Genomic DNA, 26,306 nt, shown 5'->3' with positions numbered 1-26,306 from the left:
GGACATGCGTACACACTCGTTGAGGACGGCGAATTCTAACACCGGATCGGCTGGCTTTAGCCCTGGCCAGCACTTTGTCGCGCCTGACCCCGAAGCGAAGGCCAACACGGTATACTCCCGCTCTTTTTTCCCGGAGCGACGTCATGTCCCTGCCCAGCCTACGCCTCAAAGCCAATGCCGACCGCCGCCTGCGCGCCGGCCACCTGTGGGTCTACAGCAATGAAGTCGACGTCGCCGCGACCCCGCTGCAAGGTTTCCAGGCCGGCCAGCAAGCGATCCTCGAGGCTGCCAACGGCAAGCCGCTGGGCATCGTGGCGCTGAGCCCGAACAACCTGATCTGCGCGCGCCTGCTGTCGCGCGACATCAAGCTGCCGCTGGACAAGTCGCTGCTGGTACACCGCCTCAACGTCGCCCTGTCGCTGCGTGAGCGCCTGTTCGACAAGCCGTGCTACCGCCTGGTCTACGGCGACTCCGACCTGCTGCCAGGCCTGGTGGTCGACCGTTTCTTCGACATCCTCGTGGTCCAACTGGCGTCGGCCACCATGGAACTGCACAAGGACGACGTGATCGCCGCCCTGGTGCAAGTGCTCAAGCCAAGCGGCATCTTGTTCAAGAACGATTCCGCCGCGCGTGATGCCGAAGGCCTGCAGCGCTACGTCGAAACCGTGTACGGCGAAGTGCCGGACTGGGTCCCGCTGGAAGAAAACGGCGTCAAGTTCGAAGCACCGGTACGTGAAGGCCAGAAGACCGGCTGGTTCTACGACCACCGCATGAACCGCGCACGCCTGGCGCCCTACGTCAAAGGCAAGCGCGTGCTCGACCTGTTCAGCTACATCGGTGGCTGGGGTGTGCAAGCCGGCGCGTTTGGCGCCAGCGAAGTGTTCTGTGTCGATGCGTCGGCTTTTGCCCTGGACGGCGTCGAGCGCAATGCCGCGCTCAACGGCATCAGCGAGAAACTGACCTGCATCGAAGGTGACGTATTTGAAGCGCTGCGCGAGCTGAAGGCCGCCGAAGAACGCTTCGACGTGATCATTGCCGACCCACCCGCCTTCATCAAGCGCAAGAAAGACCTGAAAAACGGCGAAGCGGCCTACCGCCGCCTCAACGAACAGGCCATGCGCATGCTCAACAAGGACGGCATTCTGGTCAGCGCCTCGTGCTCGATGCACCTGCCCGAGGATGACCTGAACAACATCCTGCTGACCAGCGCCCGCCACCTGGACCGCAACATGCAACTGCTCGAGCGCGGCGGCCAAGGCCCGGACCACCCGGTGCACCCGGCCATTGCCGAAACCCGCTACATCAAGAGCATTACCTGCCGGTTGCTGCCTAACAGCTGATTGGGCAATCACTGAAGCGTGCATTACCTCCACCCCCTGTGGGAGCGGGTTTACCCGCGAAAGCGTCGGTGCATTCACCCTCGCATTCGCGGGTAAACCCGCTCCCACAGGGGTCGAGCTTGGGCTCTAAGGGATGCGCTCTGTCAGATATCCAGCACGTACGACGCGATCCCAAAGTACACCAGCACCCCCGCCGCATCGGCAATCGAGGTCACCAGCGGGCCACTGGCCGTCGCCGGATCGAGCTTCAGCTTGGTGAACATGAACGGCAGGCTCATGCCGATCAGGCTACCCAGCAACACGATCACCAGCATACTGCTGGCAACGATCAGGGCAATGTCCACCCCACCGCGCAGCACGCCCAGCGATGCCACCGCCACGGCCATGGTCGCCCCCAGCGCCAGCGCCACCCCGCACTCGCGCCCGAGCATGCGCAGCCAATCACGCATGTGTACTTCGCCCGTTGCCAGGCCCCGCACCATCAAGGTCGCCGACTGCGCCCCGGCATTGCCCCCGCTGTCCACCAGCAGCGGCAGGAAGAACACCAGCACGATGTGCGCGGCAATGGTTTCCTCGAACGCCGCAATCCCCGCCCCCGAGAACAGGTTGCCAAAGACCAGCAACACCAGCCACAGCACCCGTTTGCGGTACAGCAGGCTGACGGTGGCATCGCGCAGGTTGCCCACGTGGTTGGTGATGGAGGCGCCTTTGTGGAAGTCCTCGGTGGCCTCATCGACCACCACATCAAGTGCATCGTCGCAGGTCACCAGGCCCACCAGCCGCCCGGCTTCGTCCAGCACCGGCACAGCCAGCAGGTCGTGCTCGCGGATCAAGCGGGCCACGTCTTCCTGACGGGTCGTGGTACAGACGCAAATGACCTTGTGCACCATGATGTGATCAATCAGCGCCTCAGGCGCCGCGAGGATCAACTCGCGCAGGGACAAGGTCCCGAGCAGGTTGCGCTGCCCGTCGAGCACATAGGACTGGTAGATGGTTTCGGCATCAGCGGCCTCGCGGCGCAGCATGTCGATGGCCTGGCTGGCGCTGAGGCCGGCATCCAGGCACGAGTACTCACTGGTCATCAGGTAACCGGCCGTGCCTTCGGGGTAGCCTTGCGGGTGAAGCAGGTCGTCACGACGCGCCTGGGCGGCCTGGCGAAGGTCAAGGGGTGAAGCGAGCGAATCGGAGGTGTGCTGCATGAGGTTCTCCAGGCGCCGACGCAGGCACCCGCTCACCTCAGCCACACGGGCTCAAGCCTTCGGAAGCCCTGGCGACGGCGCGCTCAGTGCCAATTTGCGAGTTCGGTATGAACTGAAACTGGGAAGGTCCATTGAGGGTGTATCTCGTGAAGCCGCACATGCGGCGGGCGGATCATAGTCAGCTTGGGCGGGCAGGTCAGCCCCTGGGCCGGCGTTTCGGAAGCGTCCTACAAGCGACCGGTCATGAGGCCAAAGCCACCGCCCAGACACATCGCCATTCCCTCACAGCGCCAGCGGTGTAGAATCGGCCTATTCATCGCCAGTCATCCCCGGCGGGTTTATGAGCTCTGGTCGAGCACGCGGCGATCCCGTGGTGTCTTCGGCCCCATCCGTGCCAGTGGCAACCGGCCTAAGGCGCATAGGACAAGAGAAGCTCACTCCCCTTTTTGTGACCTGATTAAGCCGCCAGGAGTGCTTCATGCCTGATTATCGTTCCAAGACTTCCACCCAAGGCCGCAACATGGCTGGCGCCCGAGCCCTGTGGCGCGCCACCGGGATGAAGGACGAAGATTTCAAGAAACCGATCATCGCCATCGCCAACTCGTTCACCCAGTTCGTCCCGGGCCACGTGCACCTGAAGGACCTGGGCCAGCTGGTTGCCCGTGAGATCGAGCGCGCCGGTGGCGTGGCCAAGGAATTCAACACCATCGCGGTCGACGACGGCATCGCCATGGGCCACGACGGCATGCTGTATTCGCTGCCAAGCCGCGAGATCATCGCCGACGCCGTGGAGTACATGGTCAACGCCCACTGTGCCGACGCCATTGTGTGCATCTCCAACTGCGACAAGATCACCCCCGGCATGCTGATGGCCGCCCTGCGCCTGAACATCCCGGTGATCTTCGTGTCCGGCGGCCCGATGGAAGCCGGCAAGACCAAGCTGGCCAGCCACGGCCTGGACCTGGTCGACGCGATGGTCATCGCGGCTGACTCCACGGCCTCCGACGAGAAGGTTGCCGAATACGAGCGCAGCGCCTGCCCGACCTGCGGTTCGTGCTCTGGCATGTTCACCGCCAACTCGATGAACTGCCTGACCGAAGCCCTGGGCCTGGCCCTGCCGGGCAACGGCTCGACCCTGGCCACCCACTCCGACCGTGAGCAGCTGTTCCTCACTGCCGGCCGCACCATCGTCGAGCTGTGCAAGCGCTACTACGGCGAGAACGACGAGTCGGTCCTGCCGCGCAGCATCGCCAACTTCAAGGCGTTCGAAAACGCCATGATGCTCGACATCGCCATGGGCGGTTCGACCAACACCATCCTGCACCTGCTGGCCGCGGCCCAGGAAGGCGAGGTGGCGTTCGACCTGCGGGACATCGACCGCTTGTCGCGCAAAGTGCCGCAGCTGTGCAAGGTGGCGCCGAACATCCAGAAGTACCACATGGAAGACGTGCACCGCGCCGGCGGCATCTTCAGCATCCTCGGCTCGCTGGCCCGTGGCGGCCTGCTGCACACCGACCTGCCAACCGTGCACAGCCGCAGCATGGAAGAAGCCATCGCCAAGTGGGACATCACCCAGACCGATGACGAAGCGGTGCACACCTTCTTCAAAGCCGGCCCGGCAGGCATCCCGACCCAAACCGCATTCAGCCAGTCGACCCGTTGGGAAACCCTCGACGACGACCGTGAAAACGGCTGTATCCGCAGCTTCGAACACGCCTACTCGCAAGAGGGTGGCCTGGCGGTGCTGTACGGCAACATCGCCCTCGACGGTTGTGTGGTGAAGACCGCCGGTGTCGACGAGTCGATCCATGTGTTCGAAGGCAGCGCGAAAATCTTCGAAAGCCAGGACAGCGCCGTGCGCGGCATCCTCGCCGACGAAGTGAAGGCCGGTGACATCGTCATCATCCGTTACGAAGGCCCGAAGGGCGGCCCGGGCATGCAAGAGATGCTCTACCCGACCTCGTACTTGAAATCCAAAGGCCTGGGCAAGGCCTGCGCCCTGCTCACCGACGGCCGCTTCTCGGGCGGTACCTCGGGCCTGTCGATCGGCCACGCCTCGCCGGAAGCCGCTGCAGGCGGCGCCATTGGCCTGGTGCGCGACGGCGACAAGGTGTTGATCGACATCCCCAACCGTTCGATCAACCTGCTGGTCAGCGACGAAGAGCTGGCCGAGCGCCGTGTCGAGCAGGACAAGAAAGGCTGGAAGCCCGCCGAAGTGCGTCCGCGCAAAGTGACCACCGCGCTCAAGGCCTACGCCCTGCTGGCGACCAGTGCCGACAAAGGTGCGGTGCGTAACAAAGCGATGCTCGACGGGCTGTAAGGCCCTGATGAGTGTATTGGGGCTGCTTTGCAGCCCATCGCCGGCAAGCCGGCTCCCACAGGTGCGGCGCTAGCCTTGGAGGCTACACAGTTCGGGTGGGAGCCGGCTTGCCGGCGATGGGCCGCCGAGCGGCCCCAGCGCTTTCAACTATCTTCCCCACGCGAAGCGCATTGGCGCAATTGCGCCAGCAGCAAGGCCGCCGAGCCCTTAGGCTTTGCCGTCGAGGTCAGCATGAACTGCGCGTGAGGCAGTGCGGGCAGTGTCGTCACTTCCTGCAGGCCTGCGGCCAGTGCGCATGAGCGGGTGACCGGGGTTACCCCAAGCCCGCCGCTTACGGCAGTCATCAGCCCCCCGGCACTGGGGCTCTGGCAAACGATCCGCCATTGTCGCCCTGCACGCGCCAACGCTTCGATGGCCGCCGCACGGTAGGGGCATTGATCGGAAAACACCGCCAAAGGTAGAGGTAAGGTCGCATCATCGGTGCCCAGCGCCAGCGGCCCTCTCGCCCAGACCAACGGCTCGGACCAGAGCACCTCGCCACGCTCATCACTGCCGCAGCGGCTCCCCAGCACGATATCCAGCCCACCCGCGTGCATGAGCGCGAGCAACTCGCCGGTCAAGCCGACCTGCAGGGCAACCTCGGCATCGGGGTGTGCCACGGAAAACCGACGCAGGCAATCGATGATCGGGGCTTTGACCATCTCCTCGCTCAACCCCACGGACACCGTGCCGCAAACTTTGCGCTCCCCCTGTGCCGTATATCGCCAGGGAAATGCCATCGACGCTGACAGGAGTAGCCCCGTGGTTGAACGTGTTCTTTATGTGTGTGCATCGCCGAGAGGCGAACGCTCGGTTTCCGCTCAGATTGCCGAAGTGTTCCTGGCCGCGTTGGCCGAGCGCAAAACCGTGGAGGTTGACCGCCTGGACCCTTGGGAATGCGAGCTGCCCGAAGTGGATGGCGACCTGCTGGCGGCCAAGTACGCCGGGCTTGTCGATGCGCCGCTTTCCCCCGCGCAAAACGCCGCCTGGGCACAGATCAAAACCCTCGCCAAACGCTTCCACCGGGCAGATACAGTGGTGTTCAGCGTCCCGCTGTGGAATTTCGGCATCCCCTACAAACTCAAATACTTGATCGACGCCATTTCGCACAAGGGCGTGTTGTTCACCTTCGATGAACAGGGGTTGAACGGCATGCTGGGTGGGCGCCGGGCGGTGGCCATCTACACCCGCGGGCTGGGTTATGGCCCCGACTCCCAGACGCCCGACCAGGCGTTCGGCCTGGAAAAACCCTTCCTCGATGCGTGGTTCCGCTTCGTCGGGATCAACCAGGTGCACAGCATCGTGGCCGAACAGACGCTTGGCGCCGAGGGCGCCAGCGTGCGCTCAAGCGCCATGGAAGCCGTGGCCATGCTGGCGCAGAACTTCGACCAACAACAAGCCAGAACGCTCATTGTCGGCCGAAGCGGCTGACCTGCACCGGGTTACTGGATCTGCTCAGGCGTGACGATCACCCAGTTCTTGTCCGCCGTCACCGGCAGCCCTTCCTTGGCCTGCGCGGCCGCGTGCTTGGCGATCATGCCGTTGAGCTGGTCCATGTACTTGGCCTTGCGGTTTATCCACAGGTGGATGCCCCCCTTGCCCACGTCCACCCCGTGGAACTGCATGTAGCCATCGCTGGTGGGCGTATCGCCGCCCACCAGCACCGGCCGCTTCCACTCGTCGATGTAGGTGAGGATCGCCGCCTGCTTGCCCGCCATCCAGGTCGCCGGGGTCCACAGGTAAGGCGTCAGTTCCAGGCCTTCGTTGGCCTTGGGGTCATAGCTGCCGGCGCTGATCTGCTTGCGCGCCGTGGTCAGTTGGCCGTTGCTGCGGTCCTTCAGTAGCAGGCTGACGCCAATCACGTTCTGCGGTTTGACGTTGTAGCCGTACTTGGGGTCGGACGCGACCATGCGCACCAGTTCTTCGGACGCGGCAGAAATGACATACACCTCGATGCCGTTTTCCATCAGTTTGTTGAACAGCTCGGCCTGGCCGGCAAAGACCTTGGGCGGCTGCACCTCGATGGCCTTGACCTGGTCACCCTCGAAGTAGGTGCTGGGCACGGGTTTGCCGGAGGCCATCAAGGCGTCGACCTGGGCCTTCAGTTCCTTCAGGGTGAAGCCCGAGAACACCTGCGCCACCCAGGGGTAGCAGACCATGTCGTCGATTTCGCACAGGCGGTAGTAGTAACTGAACAGGCTTTCCTTGTGCTCAGCCGTGTCTTTGAAGGGGATCAGCTTCAACGAAGGGTCGAGCTTGTCGCGCGTCAGCAGCCCCTGGTTCTCCATGAACGGCAGCAGCGCCTCTTCAAGGTCGTAGCGGTAGCTGGTGTTGTCCATGTCGAACACCGCGTAGTTACCTTTGTTGGCATTGGCGGCGATCATGCTGTCGAGCTGTTTGGCGGCCTCGGCAGGCCAATGCTTGAGTTCGGTGGCCCAGGTTTGGGCCCCGAACAGCAGGGACAGACCCAGGGCGAGGGCTTTCGGAGCGAACTTCATGTGCGAATCTCCTGAAATGACCGGGAAACGCTAGTCCAACCTACCGGCCCAGCAAGCCCTGACAACGACGTTGAAGCAGCTTGAAACGCCCTGTTCATTGCTATCTGCGACATTCCGTTATTCCATAAACGACTATGCACATTCCATTTGGGTATAAATTCGTTTGTTTTCAGGCTGTTAGCATTTCCGTTCGCAATCGCTCACAGAGGCGATGCCTCTTCTGTTTTTTGTTGGAGCTTCAATGAACCTGCCGCTGTCTCTCAACTTGCTGGCGTTCCTGGCCTTGCTGCTGGGCCTGGCACAAACTCGCCGCACCGACTGGAGCCTGGCCAAGAAGGTCTTGCTGGGCCTGGTGCTGGGTGTGGTGTTCGGCCTGGTCCTGCACACGATCTATGGCGCTGGCCACCCGGTATTGAAAGCCACCATCGCCTGGCTCGACCTGGTCGGCAACGGCTATGTCGGCTTGCTGCAGATGATCGTCATGCCGCTGATCTTCGCCTCGATCCTCAGCGCCGTGGCACGCTTGCACAATGCTTCCTCGCTTGGCCGCATCAGCGTGCTGAGCATCGGCACCCTGCTGCTGACCACTGCCATCGCCGCATTGATCGGCATCGTCTTGACCAACCTGTTCGGCCTGACCGCCGACGGCCTGGTGGCTGGCGTGCAGGAAAGCGCGCGGCTGCAAGCGATCCACAGCGACTACGCGGGCAAGGTCGCCGACCTCAACATCCCGCAACTGCTGCTGTCGTTCATCCCCAGCAACCCGGTAGGCGACCTGGCGCGGGCCAAGCCAACCTCGATCATCAGCGTGGTGATCTTCGCCGTGTTCGTCGGCCTGGCCGCCCTGCAACTGATCAAGGACGACGCCGAGAAAGGCGCGCGCGCCCTGTCGGCCATCGACACTCTGCAAGCCTGGGTCATGCGCCTGGTGCGCGTGGTGATGAAGCTCACCCCTTATGGTGTGCTGGCCCTGATGACCAAGGTGGTCGCCAGCTCCAACCTGGACGACATCCTCAAGCTGGGCAGCTTCGTCGTCGTTTCGTACATCGGCCTGGGGCTGATGTTCGTGGTGCATGCCATCATCCTGGCGGCGACCGGCGTCAGCCCGCTGCGCTTCTTCCGCAAGGTGTGGCCGGTGCTGACCTTCGCCTTCACCAGCCGCTCCAGCGCCGCGAGCATCCCGCTGAACATCGAAGCGCAAACCCGTCGCCTGGGTGTGCCGCAGTCGATCGCCAGCTTCAGCGCCTCGTTCGGCACGACGATTGGTCAGAACGGTTGCGCCGGCCTGTATCCGGCCATGCTGGCCGTGATGGTTGCCCCGGCAGTGGGCATCGACACCTTCGACCCGCTGTGGATCGCGACCCTGGTCGCCATCGTCACCCTGAGCTCGGCTGGGGTAGCCGGGGTGGGCGGTGGTGCGACCTTCGCCGCGTTGATCGTGCTGCCGGCCATGGGCTTGCCGGTTGAACTGGTAGCACTGCTGATTTCGGTAGAGCCGTTGATCGACATGGGCCGCACGGCACTGAACGTGAATGGCTCGATGACGGCCGGGGTGGTGACCAGCCAGCTGTTGAAAGAGACTGACCAGGACGTGTTAGCAGATGACCAGCATGCAACGCTGAGTCATAGCTGATACGGCAAGGCCGCCCCTACAGAGAAGACGTGGTCTTTTTGTAGGGGCGGCCTTGCGTTTCGATAGGGGCGCAAAGCGCCCCCAACAATCTTAAACCTTGTCCCAGACATCGAAGTGATACGCCGGCCCAGCCCCTTCAGGCGCTTGCGGCTCACTGCTCACCCGGCGCCACTGCGCCTCGTCGAACGCCGGGAACCACGCATCGCCCTCAGGCGACAGCTCGACCCGGGTCAGGTACATGCGGCTCACCAGCCCCTTATCCAGCGCCTGCCCATACAGCTGCGCCCCGCCAATCAGCATCAGCTCATCGACGCCCTGCTCACGCGCCCACTGTTCGGCGCGCACCAGCGCAGCTTCCAGCGAGGCGAACACCTCGGCACCGACCAGCGCCAGCCCCGGCTGGCGGCTGACCACGATATTCAGCCGCCCCGGCAAAGGCCGGCCCAGCGAGTCCCAGGTCTTGCGCCCCATGATGATCGGCTTGCCCAGGGTCGTGGCCTTGAAGTACTTGAAATCCCCCGGCAGGTGCCAGGGCATGGAATTGTCGATGCCGATCACGCGGTTCTCGGCGAGGGCCGCGATCAGGCTGAGGGGGAGTGTGCTAGTCATGCCAGCGAGGATAGCAAACCCGCCGTGGGTTATGCTTCTGCCCTGACCTGTGCAATGGAAGACCTTGTGACTGGACCGACGCCACTGGACAAACGCTGGCTCACCGAAGCAGTACGCCTGCGCGAGGAACATGCCGGCCCCCTGGAAGACCAGGAAGCCAACCGCCACGCCCGCCAGGCCGGCGGCGACCTGGCGACCCGTATTGAAACGCGCGCGCTGTTCCTGGCCGAACGCGACGGCATGACAGCCGCCCTGCGCCACTGGAAGCAGGGCGCGCGCCTGGCACTGCTGGCCCTGTTGATCATGGCCGCCTTCAGCGGCGCGGGCCTGGCCTTCGCGGCGCTGGGCGATGGCCAACGCCCGGTGAATGTGTTCTGGGCACTGGGCAGCCTGCTGGGGTTGAACCTGGTGATGCTGCTGAGCTGGGCGATCGGCTTCGGCCTGAGCGGCGAACACGGCGCTGGGCTGGGCCGGCTTTGGTTGTGGCTGAGCGAACGCTTTGCCCGCGATGCCAAGGCCGCGCACCTTGCGCCCGCGTTGCTGGTGCTGCTGCAGCGCCAGCGCCTGAATCGCTGGCTGCTGGGCGTGCTGGTGCACGGGCTGTGGCTGCTGGCGATGATGACCGCGTTGGCGATGCTCTTGGCGTTGCTGGCCACGCGGCGCTATGGCTTTGTCTGGGAAACCACCCTGCTTGCCGCCGAGCCGTTCATCCACATGACCCAGGCACTCGGGGCCCTGCCTTCGCTGCTGGGCTTTGCCGTGCCGGACGAAGCCATGATCCGCGCCAGCGGCGACACGCTGCCGGCCCTGGACCTGGCCCGCCAGGCCTGGGCTAGCTGGTTGCTCGGTGTGGTGCTGGTCTATGGCCTGCTACCACGCCTGCTCTTGGCCGCACTGTGCCTGTGGCGCTGGCGCCAAGGCCGCGCACGCCTGGCGCTGGACCTCAGCCTGCCAGGCTACGCGGCATTGCGCGAAAGCCTTATGCCGCGCAGCGAGCGCATCGGTGTGCAGGACGCCGCGCCCGACACCTTGCCCCACTTCGCTGCCGGGCAACTGGAAAGCGGCAGCAGCGGTGCCTTGCTGGTTGGTCTGGAGCTGGATGACCAGCGCCCCTGGCCGCCCGCCCTGCCCAAAAGCGTGACCGATGCCGGTGTGCTCGATAGCCGTGAATCACGCAACCGGCTGCTCGAACAACTCAGCCGCTTCCCCCCGGCGCGCCTGGCTATCGCCTGCGACCCACGCCGTTCGCCCGATCGCGGCAGCCTGGCGTTGCTGGCCGAGCTGGCACGCAATGCCGGCACCACCCGTATCTGGCTGCTGCAGGCGGCCCCAGGCCAGGCCCTGGACGCCGAGCGCCTGGGCGACTGGCACGAAGCGCTGGACCGCCTCGGCCTGCCCCACGCCGACACCGCGCCCTTGACCTGGTTGGAGCATGGCCATGACTGAGCCGCTTAAACTGGCCGTGGTCGGCCACACCAATGTCGGCAAGACTTCGCTGCTGCGCACCTTGACCCGCGACGTGAGCTTTGGCGAGGTGTCCCATCGCCCCAGCACCACCCGCCATGTGGAGGGCGCACGCCTGTCGGTGGACGGCGAGCCCCTGCTGGAGCTGTATGACACCCCAGGCCTGGAAGACGCCATTGCCCTGCTCGACTACCTCGAACGGCTGGAGCGCCCGGGTGAGCGCCTGGACGGCCCGGCCCGGCTGGCACGCTTCCTCCAGGGCAGTGAGGCACGCCAACGCTTCGAGCAGGAAGCCAAGGTGCTGCGCCAGTTGCAGGCCAGCAATGCCGGCCTGTACGTGATCGACGCCCGCGAGCCGGTGCTGGCCAAGTACCGCGACGAACTGGAGGTGCTGGCCAGTTGCGGCAAGCCGCTGCTACCCGTGCTCAACTTCGTCGCCAGCAGCCAGCACCGCGAGCCCGAATGGCGTGAAGCCCTTGCCCGGCTTGGCGTTCACGCCTTGGTGCGGTTCGACAGCGTGGCCCCGCCGGAAGACGGCGAGCGCCGCCTGTACGAAAGCCTGGCCCTGCTGCTGGAAGACGCCCGCCCTGCCCTGCAACGGCTGATCGACGACCAGCAGGCGCAACGCCAAGCCCGCCATCAAAGCGGTAAACGCCTGATCGCCGAGCTGCTGCTCGACTGCGCCGCCTGCCGGCGCAGCGTGGTGGCCGAACCCGCCGCCGAAGCCAAGGCCATCGAAGCGTTGCGTCAGGATGTGCGGCAACGCGAACAGCGCTGTGTCGAAGCGCTGCTCAAGCTGTATGCCTTCCGCCGCGAAGACGCCCATGCCAGTGATTTGCCGTTGCTGGACGGTCGTTGGGGCGATGACCTGTTCAACCCCGAAACCTTGAAGCTGCTGGGCGTACGCCTGGGCAGTGGTGTGGCGGCAGGCGCTGCGGCCGGGGCCGGGGTCGATCTGTTGGTCGGAGGCCTGACCCTGGGCGCGGCGGCCTTGGCGGGTGCGATCGCAGGCGGCGCGCTACAGACGGCACGCAATTACGGGTCGCGGTTGATGGGCAAGCTCAAAGGGCAGCGTGAGCTGACGGTGGACGATACGGTGTTGCGGCTGTTGGCGTTGCGCCAGCAGCAGTTGATGGTGGCCCTGGATAACCGCGGGCATGCCGCGCAAGACAGCATTCGCCTGGGCGAGCTGGACGAGAAGACCTGGCGCGAGGGCAAGTTGCCTGAGGCGTTGGTCAAGGCGCGGGCGCATCCGCAGTGGTCGACGCTCAACCCCGGGGCGCGGGTGAATCAGGCGGAGCGGCAGGAGCAGTTGGAGGCGTTGGTGTTGCAGATTTGAGTTTGTGTGGGGCTGGTAGGTGTTCGCCTTGAGGGGTGTGGCGCCTCCCAGCCCCGCCCCCCTTCACTGCTGCGCCACCTTCTCCGACTTACCGTCATACCGCTTGCGCCACTCGGCCAGAATCTCGTCACGGTGCTTCGAGGCCCAGGCAAAGTCGTTCTTGATCAACCGCTGCTCATAATCAGCCGGCAACTCGGTCTGCGGCTTGGCTATACCCGGCGCGGCAAGCACCGCGAAGTTTTCCTTGTACAACGCCATCGCCGCAGGGCTGGCCGAAAAGTCTGCCAAACGCTTGGCCGCATCGGCCTTTGGCGTGCCTTTGATCACCGCCGTCGCCTCGATCTCCCAGCCCAGGCCCTCCTTGGGCAGCACGATGTCCAGCGGCGCGCCTTGGCGCTTGAGCTGCACAGCGGGGTATTCGAACGAGATACCGATCGGGAACTCGCCCGCCGCCGCCAGCTTGCACGGCTTGGAGCCGGAGTGAACGTACTGGCCGATGTTCTGGTGCAAGGCGTCCATGTAGGCCCAGCCCTGTGGCTCGCCAAAGGTCTGCAGCCAGGCGCTGACATCCAGGAAGCCCGTGCCGGACGAGGCCGGGTTGGGCATGACGATCTTGCCCTTGTACTCGGGCTTGGTCAGGTCTTGCCAGCTGACCGGCTTGCTCAGGCCCTGCTTCTCGGCCTCGATGGTGTTGAAGCAAATGGTCGCGGCCCAGACGTCCATGCCCACCCAAGCCGGTGGGTTGGCTGCGTCGCGATAGTTTGCCGAGATCTTGCCCAGGTCCTTGGGCGCATAGGCTTCGAGCATGCCGTGCTGGTCAAGCACGGCCAGGCTGGAGGCCGCCAACCCCCACACCGCATCGGCTTGCGGGCGGTCTTTTTCAGCCAGTAACTTGGCGGTGATGATGCCCGTGGAATCGCGCACCCACTTGATCTCGATGTCTGGGTTGGCCTTTTCGAAGGCCTGCTTGTAGGTCTTGAGCTGTTCGGCTTCCAGCGCGGTGTAGACCGTCAACTGAGTGCCGGCGGCCGAAGCCTGCAGGCTGAACACGGCAGAAACGGCAGCAGCAAGTGCAAGGTGCTTGAACATGGTGGGGTTCCTTACAGGTCAGGCAGCCGCGGCGCGTTGGCGCCAGGCTTGGGAGCGGCGCAACAGGCCGCGTGAGGCTGCAGCCAGCAGCAATGAGGCGCTGGCGCTGGTCAGCAGAATCAGGGTCGACATGGCGGCGGCACCGCCTACGTTGCCTGCATCGTCCATGTTCAGCACGGCAACGGCGGCGAGGATGGTGTCGGGGCTGTAGAGGAAGATCGCCGCCGACACGGTGGTCATCGCCGAGACGAACAGGTAGCGGATGATGTCCAGCAGCGCCGGTAGGCAGATCGGCACAGTTACCCGCAGGAAGTGCCGATACAGCGGCGCCTTGAGCGACAACGCGGCGGCCTCGAACTCGCCGTCGAGCTGGCGCAGTGCGGTGGTGGCGGTCATCTGCGCAGTGGTCAGGTAATGGGCAATGGTGCAGATGACCAACAAGCCCATGCTGCCGTACAGCACATGCAAGGGGTTGCCGTTGAGGTTGAAGAAGAACACGTAGCCCAGGCCCAGCACGAGGCCCGGCACCGCCATGGGGATGAAGCTGAGCAGGCGCAGCGACTGGTTGAGCAGGCGTTGGCCCTGGGTCTTTTCCATCAGGTAGGCACCGCAGAAAATCACCACACTACCGACCAGCGCCGTGCCGATCGCCATGGTCACGCTGTTGCGGTAGGCCAGCCAGCCTCCGCCGGCGGTGTCCTCGAACAGGTAGTGCTTGAGCGACAGTGACAGGTTGTAGGGCCAGAAAGTGACCAGCGACGAATACACGGCCATGCCGATCACCAGCAACAGTACCGCGCAGACCATCAACACGACCGCCAGGAAGCAGGCATCACGACGGTGCGAGGGCTTGGGCTCGAACACCTGCGCCCGCCCACTCATGGCCTCGCCCTGACGGCGACGCAACCAGGCATCGACAGCAAAACTAAGCAGTGCCGGCACCAGCAAGACCATGCCAATCAGGGCGCCGCGGCCAAATTGCTGCTGGCCAACGACAGCCTTGTAAGCCTCCAGGGCCAGCACCTGATAATCCCCCCCGACCACAACCGGGACGCCGAAGTCAGTGATAGTCAGGGTGAACACCAGGCAGAAGGCGGCGAATACTGCCTGGCGCGTGGCAGGCCAGGTAATGCTGGAAAACGCCCGCCAAGGCCCGGCGCCCATGCTGGAGGCGGCGTCGAACAGGCGCGCATCGGCCAGCGACAGGGCCGACAGTAGAATCATCAATGCATGCGGGAAGGTGTAAATGGCCTCGCCGAGCACGATCCCCCAAAAGCCATAGATATTGTCGCTCAGCAGCCCGCGCAGCAGGCCCTGGTTACCGAACAGGTAGACCAGCGCGATCGCCGGCAGCATCGACGGCGCCAGCAGGGGCAGCAACGAGATGCCCCGCCACAGGCCCTTGGCCGGGATCAGCGTGCGTTGCAACGCATAGGCGAACAGGTAAGCCAGTGGGATGACGATGGCCGCAACGGTGAACGCCACCGACAAGCTATTGCCGAGCAGCCAGTGGAAGTTCTCGCTGGCGAACAGCGCCCGGGCAGCCGCCAGGCCGCCGCCCTGGCCGGCGTCACCGCTGAAACCACGCCAGAAGATCGCCAGCAGCGGCATCAGCACCGCCAGTACCAGCAGCATCAACAGCAACCACTTCCCACCGACGACGAACAGCCGGTCACCCAAGGCAACGCCGTGGCGCGACGCGGCCTTGGCCGGGTTCAGCGGCAGGGACATTGGCGCGGCCATCTTAGGCGAACACCTGCAGGCTCTGCGGTGGCAGCGCCACCCAGATGTCCTGCGAGCCCAGCCGCGGCATGGCCTCGGGGGCCAGTTCGGCCAGCAAGGCATGGCCCGGCAAGGCTTTGAACTCGAAGCTCATGCGGCAGCGATTGCCGAGGAAGGTGATCTCGCGGACCTTGGCCGGAAACAGGTTTTCTTCATGCACCGGCGGGTTGACCGTGATCGCCTCGGGACGGCAGAACAAGCGGCCGCTGCTGGCCCGCGCCGAGCCAGGCGACAAACGCATGCTCATGCCGCCGACCTGGGCCTGGCTGTCACCGCTGCGCTGGAACGGCAGCCAGTTACCCTGGCCGACGAACTCGGCAACGAACGGCGTGGCTGGCTGGTCGTAGATGGCCTGCGGCGTGGCGTACTGCTCGACCTGGCCGTTGTTCATCACGGCAATGCGGTCGGCCATCAGCATGGCCTCGTCCTGGTTGTGGGTAACCATCAAGGTGGTGATACCCAGCTGGCGTTGCAGCTGGCGCAGTTCGGTGCACAGGTGCTCGCGAACCCGCGCGTCCAGCGCCGACATCGGCTCGTCGAGCAACAGCAGCGAAGGCGCCGGCGCCAGCGCGCGGGCCAGGGCCACACGCTGCTGCTGGCCGCCGGAAAGCTGCCCGGGGTACTTTTTTTCGCTACCGGACAAGCCGACCAGCTGGAGCATTTCGGCCACCCGCTGGCGGGCCTGTTCGCGGCCGCTGCCGGTCAGGCCATAGGCGATGTTGGCTTCGACGGTCAGGTTGGGGAACAGCGCGTAGGACTGGAACAGAATGCCGTAGTCGCGGGCCTGGGGTGGCAGCTCCGAGACGTCGCGCTCGCCGATATACAACTCACCGCGGTCCTGGCGTTCGAGGCCGGCGATGCAGCGCAACAGCGTGGTCTTGCCGCACCCGGACGGGCCGAGCAAGCACACCAGCTCGCCGGCGGCGATGTCCAGGGAGACATCGTTGAGCGCTGTAAAGGCGCCGAAGCGTTTGTGGATGTTGCGCACTTTCATCTGTGCGCCTGGGGTGGCGTTGTTCATGGCAAGGCCTCATCGAAGAGATGGGGCCATGCTAGGAAGGCTGTGCGACGGTTCTGTGGCTTTCAGGCAAAAGCGCGCGATAGTGGTATAGGCAGATTTTGTAGTGCCCCACCTGCCACCACGGTTCTTGGTAGGAGCAGCCTTGTGCTGCGAAGAGGCCCTGCTCGGCGATGCACATGTATGGGGTGCACCGGCCTCTTCGCAGCACAAGGCTGCTCCTACAAGGGATGATTCAGAACTGTGAGCCGGCCACTTCCTGCGCAACCCCCAGAAACGCCGCCGGCAAACGCGCCTGGCGCCGCTCCTTCAGGCAATACAAGTACTCATGCATTACCGGTGCATCCTCCAGCGCCAGCACCCGTAATTCGGGGTTATGCGGCACTTCATGGCGGGCAATCACACTGATGCCAATGTTGCGCAGGACCGCTTCGCGAATCGACTCACGGCTACCAATCTCCAGCAACGTGCCGGCCTTCACACCGGCCTCCTGCAGCATCTGCTCGGTCAGCTTGCGTGTGGTCGACCCCGGCTCGCGCATCAACAGGCAATGCCCGGCCACCACGTCAATCGACACCACCTGACGATGCGCCAAGGGATGGTTGCGGTGCACAGCCACCACCAACGGGTCGGTGCCCAATACCCGGCGCACCAACCGGGCATCCTCCACCAATTGCGACGAAGCGGCGATATCGACCCGGTAGTCCTCGAGCATTTCCAGCACCTGCTGTGAGTTGCCGATCTCCACCGCAACGTCGACCTGGGGCAGGCGCTCGCGGAAGACCTTGACCAGATCGAGAATGTAGTAAGGCGCGGTGGCCGCAATGCGCAGGCTGCCTTGGGCCTGGCCACTGTTGCGCAGTTCGAACTCGATGTCGGCCTCCTGCTGCAGCAGCGCCTTGACCCTCGGCAGCAGGCGCACGCCCTCCTCGCTCAACACCAGGCGCCGCCCGCCCCGGTAGAACAGCTCTACTGCGTACTGGCTTTCCAGGTTGCGGATCTGCGTGGTCACGGTGGGCTGGCTGAGCCCGAGCTTCTTCGCCGCCAGGGTGATGCTGCCCAGGCGGGCCACCATGTAGAAGGCTTTGAGCTCGGAACTCAGCATGCACGTCCTCTATTTGCGCAAAAGGCGCAAGCCGTTGAACACCACCAGCAGGCTCACGCCCATGTCGGCGAACACCGCCATCCACATGGTCGCCATGCCGGCAAAGGTGATCGCCAGGAATATCGCCTTGATGCCCAGGGCCAGAACGATGTTCTGCCTGAGAATCGCCGCACTTTGGCGCGACAGCCTGACGAAGGCGGGGATTTTGCGCAAGTCGTCGTCCATCAACGCCACGTCGGCCGTCTCGATGGCCGTGTCGGTGCCTGCGGCCGCCATAGCAAAGCCGATCTCGGCACGGGCAAGGGCCGGTGCATCGTTGATACCGTCGCCAACCATGCCCACCCGATGGCCTTGGGCATACAGGGCCTCGATGGTCTTCAGCTTGTCGGCCGGCAGCAGGTTGCCTTCAGCGCGATCGATGCCGACCTGGGCAGCGATGGCCTCGGCGGTATGGGGATTGTCGCCGGTAAGCATGACCGTCTTGATACCCAGTTCATGCAATTCGGCAATCGCCTGGCGGCTGCTCTGCTTGAGCGTGTCGGCCACGGCGAACAGGGCCAGCGGGCCACTGCGGTCGAGCAGCAGGACCACGGTTTTGCCTTGACGCTCCAGCGCATCCAGCTGTGCCTCCAACTCAGGCGAGCACAGGCCCAGTTCCTCGACCAGGCGGTGATTGCCCAGGTGGTAAAGCTCACCCTCGATCACCCCCCGCACACCGCGACCGGCCAATGCGGCGAAGTCGTCGACCGCGCTCAAGGCCAAACCTTGCGCCTTGCCGAACTGGGCGATGGCACGTGAAACCGGGTGGTCCGAGCGCTCGGCCAAGCTGGCAGCCCACGCCTGGGCCCGGCCTTCGAACAGGGGGTCCAACACCTTTGCATCCGTCTGCACTGGCTTGCCGTGGGTGAGAGTGCCAGTCTTGTCGAGGGCCAGGAAGTCCAGCTTGCGCCCGCCTTCCAGGTACACCCCACCCTTGATCAGGATGCCCTTGCGCGCCGCTGCAGCCAGGCCACTGACGATGGTCACCGGGGTTGAAATGACCAAGGCGCACGGGCAGGCCACCACCAACAGCACCAGGGCGCGGTAGACCCAGTCGAACCAGGCACCTGCCATGAACAGCGGCGGGATGACCGCTACCGCCAAGGCCACGGCGAACACCACGGGTGTGTAGATGCGCGAGAATCGGTCGACAAAACGCTGAGTCGGCGCCCGGGCACCTTGGGCCTCTTCGACGGCCTTGATGATGCGCGCCAGCGTCGATTGCCCAGCGCCGGCAGTGACGCGAAACTCCAGCGCACCGGCCTGGTTGATGGTGCCGGCGAACAGCTTGTCGCCCACGGCTTTTTCCACTGGCAGGCTTTCACCGGTGATCGGCGCCTGATCGACGCTGGATTGGCCACTGGTCACTTCGCCATCCAGGCCGATGCGCTCGCCCGGCCGTACCCGCACCAAGGCACCGATGGCCACCTCGCGCACTTCCACTTCACGCCACTGGCCATCGGCTTGCAGCACTGTTGCCCTGTCAGGGGTGAGCTGCATCAGGCCGCTGATGGCATTGCGAGCGCGGTCCAGGGAGCGCGCTTCGATCAGCTCGGCGACCGTGAACAGCACCATCACCATGGCCGCTTCCGGCCACTGGCCGATCAGCACAGCGCCAGTCACGGCAATGCTCATCAGCGCGTTGATGTTGAGGTTGCGGTTTTTCAGGGCAATCCATCCCTTCTTGTAGGTGCCCAGGCCGCAACCCAGGATCGCCGCCAAGGCCAGCGCCGCCACCAGCCATTCAGGTGCAAGCCCGGTGAAATGCACGATTTCGGCGGCGATGGCCGCGACACCGGATAACGCCAGCGGCCACCAGCGGGTCTTGCTGGGCGGGGCAGCGTTCGCGGCGGTCTCGTCCCCTTCGATGAGGGGCTCGGCCTTCATGCCCAGACTGTCGATAGCCCGCTCGATCTCGGCGGTACCGGCCAGCGTGTGGCGCACGCCAAGCACGCGGTTGATCAGGTTGAACTCCAACTGCTCGATGCCCGCCAGCTTGCCCAGCTTGTCCTGTATCAGCGTTTGCTCGGTGGGGCAGTCCATGGCCTCGATACGGAAGCGGCTGAGCTGTGCGTCGCCGCTGGCTTTTTCGCTCAACTGCACCAACGCCGGGGCGGCCGCGCTGCCGCAGCAGCTGTGGGCGTGGTGGTCATGCTTGTGGTGGGGGCTGGCAGGCTGGTTCATTGGGTCATCCTTAAAGTGAGCCTGTTGCCAAGTGAACACCCTGTAGCCACTATAGGGTCAAGCCATCCGCTGGAGATTTGCGATGAAGATTGGAGAACTGGCAAAAGCCACCGATTGCGCCGTGGAGACCATCCGCTATTACGAGCGCGAGCAACTGTTGCCGGAGCCGGCGCGCACCGACGGCAACTACCGGCTCTACACCCAGGCCCACGTCGAGCGGCTGACCTTCATCCGCAACTGCCGGACCCTGGACATGACCCTGGACGAAATCCGCAGCCTGCTACGCCTGCGCGACAGCCCCGAAGGGTCGTGCGGCAGCGTCAATGCGTTGATCGACGAGCATATCGTCCATGTACAGGCGCGTATCGATGGCTTGGTGGCGTTGCAGGAGCAGCTGGTGGAGCTGCGACAGAGGTGCAGCGCGCCGGGGAGTGAATGCGCGATCTTGCAGCAACTGGAGGTGAACGGGGCGGTATCGGTGCCAGAAGGCGAGCATTCACATGTAGGACGAAGCCACGGACATTGAACTTGGCGGGTTGCTGCGCCGACTCCAGCCACAGCAACGCCGAACTCTGTGGGAGCAACTGTCTTGTGGTGCTTGTTTTGGCCTCATCGCTGGCAAGCCAGCTCCCACAGGTGCGGCGCTAGACTTGCAGGCTACACAGTTCGGGTGGGAGCCGGCTTGCCGGCGATGGGCTGCAAAGCAGCCCCAGCAATCTTAAGGATCACACCGCCATCGGCGCCGTCATCGGCGCATGATGCTCATACCCTTCCAGGCTGAAATCACTCGGCTCGATCTTCTCCAGCCACTCCGGCTCATACTTGCCGGTGTCGGCAAACGCCGGCACGCGATCGCTGATCACCAGCTTCGGCGCCTCGAGCGGTTCGCGCTTGAGCTGCTCGTTGAGCATGTCCAGGTGGTTTTCGTACACATGGGCATCGCCAATGAAATACGTGAACCAGCGCGGGGTGTAGCCGGTCAGGCGGCCGAACAGCGACAGCAAGGCCGCGCCCTCGGTGAGGTTGAACGGCGTGCCCAAGCCCAGGTCGTTGGAGCGAATGTACAGGGTCAGGGAAATTTCCCGAGTCTCGGCATTCGGGTGGAACTGGTACAGCAGGTGGCACGGCGGCAGGGCCATTTCATCCAGCTGGGCGCAGTTCCAGCCATGGAACAGGATGCGCCGGCTGCCCGGGTCATTGGCGATAGTGTCCAGGCACTGGCGTACCTGGTCGATGGCCTTGTACAGGATGACAAAGGCCTGGCCGCCTTCCTCGTCCTGGGCAATCTTGCGGAAACCCTGTTTTTCGGCCATTTCGATGGCCGCCGGGTTGCTCAGCGGGATGCGTTTGTAGCCCGGCCATTGGCGCCACTGAACGCCGTAGATCTCGCCCAGGTCGTCATGCCCCTGGCGGAACGGGTTGGCCAGCCATTGGGCGTTTTCGTTGGCGTTCTGGTCCCAGACCTTGCAGCCCAGCTCACGGAATTCACCCGCGTTTTTCACGCCCCGCAGAAAACCGACCATCTCGCCGATGGCCGACTTGAAGGCCAGCTTGCGCGTGGTGATGGCCGGAAAGCCCTTCTGCAGGTCGAAACGCAGCATGGCGCCCGGCAGGCTGATGGTGCGGATGCCGGTACGGTTTTCCTGAAGGGTGCCGTTTTCGATGACGTCACGGACCAGGTCCAGATACTGTTTCATGGCTTACCTGTAGCAAGAACGGCAGAGGGATCACCCCTGCCGTTGGGAGTCAGATGGCGGGTTTCGCCGTAGGTTTGCGATTATAAGCCCACCAGATCAATCCGAGGCCGGCCAGAATCATCGGGATGCAGAGTATCTGACCCATGGTCAGCCAACCCCAGGCAATGTAGCCCAACTGGGCATCCGGCACGCGGACGAACTCGACGATGAAGCGGAAGATCCCGTAGAACAGCGCGAACATGCCGGATACCGCCATGGTCGGGCGTGGCTTGCGCGAATACAGCCACAGGATCAGGAACAGCGCCACGCCTTCCAGGGCGAACTGATACAGCTGCGAGGGGTGGCGCGGCAGCTGGGCGGGGTCGCTGAACGGTGGGAACACCATCGCCCACGGCACGTCGGTCGCCTTGCCCCACAGCTCGGCATTGATGAAGTTGCCGATACGCCCGGCACCCAGGCCGATCGGCACCATTGGCGCGACGAAGTCCATCAGCTCGAAGAACGACTTGTTGTTGCGCTTGCCGAACCATACCGCCGCCAGCATCACGCCGATGAAGCCGCCGTGGAACGACATGCCGCCCTTCCACACCTCGAAGATCAGCGTCGGGTTCGCCAGGTAGGCGTGCAGGTCGTAAAACAGCACGTATCCCAGGCGGCCCCCGACGATCACCCCCATCGATAGCCAGAACACCAGGTCGGACAGCTTTTCACGGGACCAGGTGGGGTCGAAGCGGTTCAGGCGACGCGAGGCGAGCAGCCAGGCGCCGCCGATGCCGATCAGGTACATCAGGCCGTACCAGTGGATTTTCAGCGGCCCGAGGGCCACGGCCACGGGGTCTATCTGCGGGTAAGGCAGCATGGATATTCCTCTAGTTTCAAATCAGCGAGCTAAATCAAAAAGCTGAGGCCGACGCAGAACAGCAGCGCGGCGAACAAACGCTTGAGCAGGCGTGGCGACAGTTTGTGCGCCAGGCGCGCGCCGAAGCGGGCGAAAAACATGCTGGTCACGGCAATGCCGACCAGCGCAGGCAGGTACACGTAGCCCAGGCTGTGGGCCGGCAAGTGTTCTTCGTGCCAACCAAGCCACATGAAGCTCAGGGCACTGGCCACGGCAATGGGTAGGCCACAGGCCGAGGACGTTGCCACCGCCTGCTGCATGGGCAGGCTGCGCCAGGTCAGGAACGGCACGGTCAGCGAGCCGCCACCAATACCGAAAATCGCCGAAGCCCAGCCAATCACCCCACCTGCTGCGGTCAACGCGGGCTTGCCAGGAATGCCACGGCTGGCCTTGGGCTTGAGGTCCAGCGCCATTTGCGCGGCGATGATCAGGGCGAACACACCGATGATCTTCTGCAGCAGCGGGCCCTGGATCAACGAGGCGGTCTTGGCGCCGATACCAGCGCCAATGAGGATGCCCAGGGTCATCCAGGCGAAGATCGGCCACTGCACCGCACCCCGGCGATGGTGTTCGAGCACCGCGTTGATCGAGGTGAAGATGATGGTTGCCAACGACGTGCCGACAGCCAGGTGGGTCAATACCGAGGGGTCGAAGCCCTGCAAGGTGAAGCTGAACACCAGCACCGGCACGATGATGATGCCACCGCCCACGCCGAACAGCCCGGCCAGCACGCCGGCACATGCACCTAACAGCAGATAGAGTACGAACTCCATTCGTTGCCCCTGAGAAAATCAATCCGGCATGGTAACGGAAGCCGGCCCTGAGGCTCTAGTGAACTTCGTGACAGGATGGATCAGCACCGCCGCAGTGGGTAGAGTGGCAAAAAACACAGAGGCCCAACCGATGTGCCTGATCGTATTCGCCTGGCGGCCGGGGCATGCCCTGCCGCTGATCGTGGCGGCCAACCGCGACGAGTTCTATGCCCGGCCCACGCAGGCCCTGACCGCCTGGGAGGATGCCCCTGGCGTCTATGCCGGGCGTGACCTGGAGGCTGGCGGTACCTGGCTGGGCGTGGGGCCGCAGGGGCGCTTTGCCGCGCTAACCAACATTCGCGACCCTGGGCAAGCCTTGGGCGTGCGCTCGCGCGGGGAGCTGGTGGCGGGGTTTCTGCAGGGTGAGCTTGGCGTGGAAGCCTATCTTGACCAGGTGGCCAGCCGCAGCCGCCAGTATTCGGGGTTCAACTTGCTGGTGGGTGATGGGGCGCAGTTAGGCTTTCTGCACGCCCGAGACGCCGCGCCGCGCTTGCTGGAGCCTGGGGTCTATGGGTTATCCAATGCCGGGTTGGATACGCCGTGGCCGAAGCTGGTGAAGGCGCGTAGCGGGCTGGAGGGGTTGCTTGAGTCAGCAGACCCGCAGCGCTTGCTAGGGTTGCTGGCCGATGGTGAACCGGCAGCCGAAAGCGAGTTACCGGAAACGGGCGTGGGGTTGGCGACCGAGAAGCTGCTGTCGAGTGTGTTTATTGCCAGCCAGAATTATGGGACGCGGGCGAGTACTGTGCTGATCGTGGATGATCAGGGGAGAAGACGGCTGGTTGAGCGCAGTTTCGGGCCGTTTGGGGGGCATTTGGGGGAAGTTGAGATTATGGCTTGAGGGCCAGGGGCTGCTTTGCAGCCCTTCGCAGCACAAGGCTGCTCCTACAGGGGATCGCGTTACCTTGAGCAGCCTTGTGCTGCGAAGAGGCCAGTACAGGTATCACAGGGTCTTGTTCGCCCCAGGCCCGATCATGCGCGCCAACCCTAGGTTCTTCAGCGCCAATTGCAGCGAGCTGTGGATAACCTGCGGGTTGTCATGGCTCATGGCTTCGGTCAGCAGCTCCTTGGCCTTGCTCATGTTGATCTGGCGCAGCATCCACTTCACCTTGGGCAAGTTGGTGGCGTTCATCGACAAACTGTCGAAGCCCATCGCCATCAACAGCACCGCTGCCGCCGGGTCACCGGCCATCTCGCCGCAAATGCTGACCGGCTTGCCCTCGCCATGGGCATCGCGCACCACCGTGTTCAAGGCTTGCAGCACGGCCGGGTGCAGGTAATCGTACAGGTCGGCGACCCGTGGGTTGTTGCGGTCGACCGCCAGCAGGTACTGGGTCAGGTCGTTGGAACCGACCGACAGGAAGTCCACCTGCCGCGCCAGCTCCTTGGTCTGGTACACCGCCGCAGGGATCTCGACCATCACGCCAACCGGCGGCATCGGCACATCGGTGCCTTCGTCACGCACCTCACCCCACGCGCGGTGGATCAGGTGCAGTGCCTCTTCCAGCTCGTGAATGCCAGAAATCATCGGCAGCAGGATGCGCAGGTTGTTCAAGCCTTCGCTGGCCTTGAGCATGGCGCGGGTCTGGACCAGGAAGATTTCCGGGTGGTCGAGGGTAACGCGAATGCCGCGCCAACCCAGGAAGGGGTTTTCTTCCTTGATCGGGAAGTACGACAGCGCCTTGTCCCCGCCGATATCCAGGGTACGCATGGTCACTGGCAGCGGGTGGAAGGCCGCCAGCTGTTCGCGGTAGATCGCCAGCTGCTCTTTCTCGCTGGGGAAGCGCTGGTTGATCATGAACGGCACTTCGGTGCGGTACAGGCCTACCCCTTCGGCGCCACGCTGCTGGGCACGGGCGACGTCGGCCAGCAGGCCGGTGTTGACCCACAGCGGCATGCGGTGGCCATCCGGGGTGACGCAGGGCAGCTCGCGCAGCGCATCCAGGCCTTGCGCCAGCTGGCGCTCCTCCTCGACCACTTCGCTGTACTGCTTGCGCAACACGTCGCTGGGGTTGGTGAACACCTCGCCCTTGTAGCCGTCGACGATCAGCTCGATGCCATCGACCTTGGAATACGGCAGGTCGACCAGGCCCATCACCGTCGGAATACCCATGGCGCGGGCCAGGATCGCGACGTGGGAGTTGCCCGAACCCAATACCGACACCAGGCCGACCAGCTTGCCCTCCGGCACTTCGCCCAGCATCGCTGGCGTCAGTTCTTCGCTGACCAGGATGGTATTGTCGGCGTATACCAGCGATTGCGAGCGAGCCTCCTGCAGGTAGGCGAGCAGCCGACGGCCAAGGTCCTTGACGTCCGAAGCGCGCTCACGCAGGTAGTCATCGTCCATCAGCTCGAAGCGGTTGACATGCTCGCCGACCACTTGGCGCAAAGCGCCCTGTGCCCACTGGCCGGTCTTGATGACCTCGGTCACCTCGCCGCCCAGGGCGGCGTCTTCGAGCATCATCAGGTACACGTCGAACAACGCGCGCTCTTCGGGCCGCAGCTGGGTGGCCAGCTTGGCCGACAGCTTGCGCATGTCGGCGCGCACGCCTTCAAGGGCGTTCTGGAACAGTTTGAGTTCGGCGTCGATGTCTTCGACAGTCTTGTCCGGCACCACTTCGAGGTCGGCCGGCGGCAACATCACCACTGCGCGGCCAACGGCGGCGCCTGGCGAGCCCGGCACGCCGACGAAGCGAGCCTCCTGGATACCCTTGCCCTGGCGGCCAAGGCCACGGATCGAGCCGGTCGCCTCGGCATGCGCGATAACCCCGGCAAGCTGGGCGCTCATGGTGACCAGGAAGGCTTCTTCGCCCTCATCGAACTGGCGGCGCTCCTTCTGCTGGATGACCAGCACCCCGACCACTCGACGGTGGTGAATGATCGGCGCACCCAGGAAGGAGGCGAATTTTTCTTCACCGGTTTCGGCAAAGTAGCGATAACGCGGGTGATCGGCGGCGTTTTCCAGGTTCAGCGGCTCTTCCCGGGTACCGACCAGGCCGACCAGGCCCTCGTTGGGGGCCATGCTGACCTTGCCGATCGAACGCTTGTTCAGGCCCTCGGTGGCCATCAGCACGAAGCGGTTGGTTTCCGGGTCAAGCAGGTAGACGGAGCAGACCTGGCTGCCCATGGCCTCCTTGACGCGCAAGACAATGATCCCCAACGCCGTCTTGAGATCTTTGGCGGAGTTCACTTCCTGGACGATCTTGCGCAGCGTATTGAGCATGGCTCGGGGTCGAACTCCGTC

21 protein-coding genes are annotated in these 26,306 nt (G+C 64.2%); 8 read left to right on the top strand and 13 right to left on the bottom strand.

The window, feature by feature from the left end:
• Positions 1–143 precede the first annotated feature (143 nt).
• A complete protein-coding gene (locus tag QOS90_RS02080) occupies positions 144–1,340 on the top strand; it encodes a class I SAM-dependent rRNA methyltransferase (protein ID WP_027592312.1) in 1,197 nt (398 codons plus the stop codon).
• Positions 1,341–1,483: 143 nt separating this feature from the next.
• On the opposite strand, the gene mgtE is transcribed toward QOS90_RS02080, so the two are convergent.
• Positions 1,484–2,539 (bottom strand): magnesium transporter, encoded by a 1,056-nt coding sequence (gene mgtE / locus QOS90_RS02075; RefSeq protein WP_085272230.1) that lies wholly within the window; start codon positions 2,537–2,539, stop codon positions 1,484–1,486.
• A 478-nt stretch (positions 2,540–3,017) separates the two neighbouring features.
• On the opposite strand from mgtE, the gene ilvD reads away from it, so the two are divergent.
• Positions 3,018–4,859 carry a dihydroxy-acid dehydratase gene (gene ilvD, locus QOS90_RS02070; protein ID WP_085272229.1) on the top strand — a complete coding sequence of 614 codons (1,842 nt, stop codon included), beginning with the start codon at positions 3,018–3,020 and terminating at the stop codon, positions 4,857–4,859.
• Positions 4,860–5,002: 143 nt separating this feature from the next.
• Here the strand turns inward: ilvD and QOS90_RS02065 are convergent, their stop codons facing one another.
• The gene (locus QOS90_RS02065; protein WP_256577345.1) at positions 5,003–5,638 is read right to left on the bottom strand and encodes a LysR substrate-binding domain-containing protein; all 636 of its coding nucleotides are present in this window, start codon (positions 5,636–5,638) and stop codon (positions 5,003–5,005) included.
• A 22-nt stretch (positions 5,639–5,660) separates the two neighbouring features.
• Here QOS90_RS02065 and QOS90_RS02060 point away from each other — a divergent pair, with 22 nt between their 5' ends.
• Positions 5,661–6,329: an FMN-dependent NADH-azoreductase gene (locus QOS90_RS02060; RefSeq protein WP_085272228.1), complete on the top strand. Its 669-nt coding sequence runs from the start codon at positions 5,661–5,663 to the stop codon at positions 6,327–6,329.
• Positions 6,330–6,340: 11 nt separating this feature from the next.
• Here the strand turns inward: QOS90_RS02060 and QOS90_RS02055 are convergent, their stop codons facing one another.
• Positions 6,341–7,396: an HAD family hydrolase gene (locus QOS90_RS02055; protein WP_027592308.1), complete on the bottom strand. Its 1,056-nt coding sequence runs from the start codon at positions 7,394–7,396 to the stop codon at positions 6,341–6,343.
• 241 nt (positions 7,397–7,637) lie between these two features.
• Between QOS90_RS02055 and QOS90_RS02050 the strand changes: the two genes are divergently transcribed.
• Positions 7,638–9,029: an L-cystine transporter gene (locus QOS90_RS02050; RefSeq protein ID WP_085272227.1), complete on the top strand. Its 1,392-nt coding sequence runs from the start codon at positions 7,638–7,640 to the stop codon at positions 9,027–9,029.
• Positions 9,030–9,119: 90 nt separating this feature from the next.
• Here the strand turns inward: QOS90_RS02050 and QOS90_RS02045 are convergent, their stop codons facing one another.
• Positions 9,120–9,638, bottom strand: a complete 519-nt coding sequence (locus QOS90_RS02045) for a dihydrofolate reductase (RefSeq protein ID WP_085272226.1) — start codon at positions 9,636–9,638, stop codon at positions 9,120–9,122.
• 54 nt (positions 9,639–9,692) lie between these two features.
• On the opposite strand from QOS90_RS02045, the gene QOS90_RS02040 reads away from it, so the two are divergent.
• Together QOS90_RS02040 and QOS90_RS02035 are read left to right on the top strand one after the other, a co-directional pair.
• Positions 9,693–11,084: a DUF2868 domain-containing protein gene (locus QOS90_RS02040; protein WP_085272225.1), complete on the top strand. Its 1,392-nt coding sequence runs from the start codon at positions 9,693–9,695 to the stop codon at positions 11,082–11,084.
• On the top strand, positions 11,077–12,441 hold the full coding sequence (locus QOS90_RS02035; protein WP_085272224.1) for a GTPase/DUF3482 domain-containing protein: 1,365 nt from the start codon (positions 11,077–11,079) through the stop codon (positions 12,439–12,441). Before QOS90_RS02040 ends, QOS90_RS02035 begins: the two co-directional genes overlap by 8 nt.
• Before the next feature lie 63 nt (positions 12,442–12,504).
• On the opposite strand, the gene QOS90_RS02030 is transcribed toward QOS90_RS02035, so the two are convergent.
• The 5 genes from QOS90_RS02030 to QOS90_RS02010 all read right to left on the bottom strand — a co-directional run bounded on the left by QOS90_RS02030 (position 12,505) and on the right by QOS90_RS02010 (position 19,658).
• On the bottom strand, positions 12,505–13,530 hold the full coding sequence (locus QOS90_RS02030; protein ID WP_085272223.1) for a putative 2-aminoethylphosphonate ABC transporter substrate-binding protein: 1,026 nt from the start codon (positions 13,528–13,530) through the stop codon (positions 12,505–12,507).
• A gap of 18 nt (positions 13,531–13,548) precedes the next feature.
• Positions 13,549–15,273, bottom strand: coding sequence for a putative 2-aminoethylphosphonate ABC transporter permease subunit (locus tag QOS90_RS02025; protein ID WP_085272222.1), 1,725 nt, complete (start codon positions 15,271–15,273; stop codon positions 13,549–13,551).
• A 1-nt stretch (position 15,274) separates the two neighbouring features.
• A complete protein-coding gene (locus QOS90_RS02020; RefSeq protein ID WP_085272221.1) occupies positions 15,275–16,333 on the bottom strand; it encodes a putative 2-aminoethylphosphonate ABC transporter ATP-binding protein in 1,059 nt (352 codons plus the stop codon).
• A gap of 232 nt (positions 16,334–16,565) precedes the next feature.
• Complete coding sequence (locus tag QOS90_RS02015; RefSeq protein ID WP_027592300.1) at positions 16,566–17,435, bottom strand: LysR family transcriptional regulator; 870 nt, start codon at positions 17,433–17,435, stop codon at positions 16,566–16,568.
• A gap of 9 nt (positions 17,436–17,444) precedes the next feature.
• Positions 17,445–19,658 carry a heavy metal translocating P-type ATPase gene (locus tag QOS90_RS02010; RefSeq protein ID WP_027592299.1) on the bottom strand — a complete coding sequence of 738 codons (2,214 nt, stop codon included), beginning with the start codon at positions 19,656–19,658 and terminating at the stop codon, positions 17,445–17,447.
• Positions 19,659–19,740: 82 nt separating this feature from the next.
• Here QOS90_RS02010 and cadR point away from each other — a divergent pair, with 82 nt between their 5' ends.
• Positions 19,741–20,184: a cadmium resistance transcriptional regulator CadR gene (cadR, locus tag QOS90_RS02005; RefSeq protein ID WP_027592298.1), complete on the top strand. Its 444-nt coding sequence runs from the start codon at positions 19,741–19,743 to the stop codon at positions 20,182–20,184.
• Between the two features lie 199 nt (positions 20,185–20,383).
• On the opposite strand, the gene QOS90_RS02000 is transcribed toward cadR, so the two are convergent.
• From QOS90_RS02000 to QOS90_RS01990, 3 genes are read right to left on the bottom strand one after another with little or no spacing between them, the layout of a single operon-like run.
• Positions 20,384–21,355 (bottom strand): thymidylate synthase, encoded by a 972-nt coding sequence (locus QOS90_RS02000; RefSeq protein WP_085272220.1) that lies wholly within the window; start codon positions 21,353–21,355, stop codon positions 20,384–20,386.
• Positions 21,356–21,404: 49 nt separating this feature from the next.
• Entirely contained in the window at positions 21,405–22,214 is an 810-nt protein-coding gene (lgt, locus tag QOS90_RS01995; RefSeq protein ID WP_085272219.1) for a prolipoprotein diacylglyceryl transferase, read from the bottom strand.
• Between the two features lie 29 nt (positions 22,215–22,243).
• Positions 22,244–23,026, bottom strand: a complete 783-nt coding sequence (locus QOS90_RS01990; RefSeq protein WP_027592295.1) for a sulfite exporter TauE/SafE family protein — start codon at positions 23,024–23,026, stop codon at positions 22,244–22,246.
• Between the two features lie 130 nt (positions 23,027–23,156).
• Here QOS90_RS01990 and QOS90_RS01985 point away from each other — a divergent pair, with 130 nt between their 5' ends.
• On the top strand, positions 23,157–23,903 hold the full coding sequence (locus QOS90_RS01985) for an NRDE family protein (protein WP_085272218.1): 747 nt from the start codon (positions 23,157–23,159) through the stop codon (positions 23,901–23,903).
• A gap of 102 nt (positions 23,904–24,005) precedes the next feature.
• Here the strand turns inward: QOS90_RS01985 and ptsP are convergent, their stop codons facing one another.
• On the bottom strand, positions 24,006–26,285 hold the full coding sequence (gene ptsP / locus QOS90_RS01980) for a phosphoenolpyruvate--protein phosphotransferase (protein ID WP_027592293.1): 2,280 nt from the start codon (positions 26,283–26,285) through the stop codon (positions 24,006–24,008).
• Between the last annotated feature and the right edge of the window lie 21 nt (positions 26,286–26,306).

It is taken from the genome of Pseudomonas sp. LAIL14HWK12:I10 (assembly GCF_900184205.1).
In the GTDB taxonomy this organism is placed as follows: Bacteria; Pseudomonadota; Gammaproteobacteria; order Pseudomonadales; family Pseudomonadaceae; genus Aquipseudomonas; species Aquipseudomonas kermanshahensis.
This window is presented reverse-complemented; position numbering and strand designations above follow the sequence as displayed.

Coding starts and splice junctions, on each gene's coding strand:
- ptsP (WP_027592293.1), bottom strand. CDS start 26,285: ATGCTCAATACGCTGCGCAAGATCGTCCAGGAAGTGAACTCCGCCAAA.
- QOS90_RS02065 (WP_256577345.1), bottom strand. CDS start 5,638: ATGGCATTTCCCTGGCGATATACGGCACAGGGGGAGCGCAAAGTTTGC.
- QOS90_RS02010 (WP_027592299.1), bottom strand. CDS start 19,658: ATGAACCAGCCTGCCAGCCCCCACCACAAGCATGACCACCACGCCCAC.
- mgtE (WP_085272230.1), bottom strand. CDS start 2,539: ATGCAGCACACCTCCGATTCGCTCGCTTCACCCCTTGACCTTCGCCAG.
- QOS90_RS02035 (WP_085272224.1), top strand. CDS start 11,077: ATGACTGAGCCGCTTAAACTGGCCGTGGTCGGCCACACCAATGTCGGC.
- cadR (WP_027592298.1), top strand. CDS start 19,741: ATGAAGATTGGAGAACTGGCAAAAGCCACCGATTGCGCCGTGGAGACC.
- QOS90_RS02020 (WP_085272221.1), bottom strand. CDS start 16,333: ATGAACAACGCCACCCCAGGCGCACAGATGAAAGTGCGCAACATCCAC.
- QOS90_RS02015 (WP_027592300.1), bottom strand. CDS start 17,435: ATGCTGAGTTCCGAGCTCAAAGCCTTCTACATGGTGGCCCGCCTGGGC.
- ilvD (WP_085272229.1), top strand. CDS start 3,018: ATGCCTGATTATCGTTCCAAGACTTCCACCCAAGGCCGCAACATGGCT.
- QOS90_RS01985 (WP_085272218.1), top strand. CDS start 23,157: ATGTGCCTGATCGTATTCGCCTGGCGGCCGGGGCATGCCCTGCCGCTG.
- lgt (WP_085272219.1), bottom strand. CDS start 22,214: ATGCTGCCTTACCCGCAGATAGACCCCGTGGCCGTGGCCCTCGGGCCG.
- QOS90_RS02030 (WP_085272223.1), bottom strand. CDS start 13,530: ATGTTCAAGCACCTTGCACTTGCTGCTGCCGTTTCTGCCGTGTTCAGC.
- QOS90_RS01990 (WP_027592295.1), bottom strand. CDS start 23,026: ATGGAGTTCGTACTCTATCTGCTGTTAGGTGCATGTGCCGGCGTGCTG.
- QOS90_RS02055 (WP_027592308.1), bottom strand. CDS start 7,396: ATGAAGTTCGCTCCGAAAGCCCTCGCCCTGGGTCTGTCCCTGCTGTTC.
- QOS90_RS02080 (WP_027592312.1), top strand. CDS start 144: ATGTCCCTGCCCAGCCTACGCCTCAAAGCCAATGCCGACCGCCGCCTG.
- QOS90_RS02000 (WP_085272220.1), bottom strand. CDS start 21,355: ATGAAACAGTATCTGGACCTGGTCCGTGACGTCATCGAAAACGGCACC.
- QOS90_RS02040 (WP_085272225.1), top strand. CDS start 9,693: ATGGAAGACCTTGTGACTGGACCGACGCCACTGGACAAACGCTGGCTC.
- QOS90_RS02050 (WP_085272227.1), top strand. CDS start 7,638: ATGAACCTGCCGCTGTCTCTCAACTTGCTGGCGTTCCTGGCCTTGCTG.
- QOS90_RS02025 (WP_085272222.1), bottom strand. CDS start 15,273: ATGGCCGCGCCAATGTCCCTGCCGCTGAACCCGGCCAAGGCCGCGTCG.
- QOS90_RS02045 (WP_085272226.1), bottom strand. CDS start 9,638: ATGACTAGCACACTCCCCCTCAGCCTGATCGCGGCCCTCGCCGAGAAC.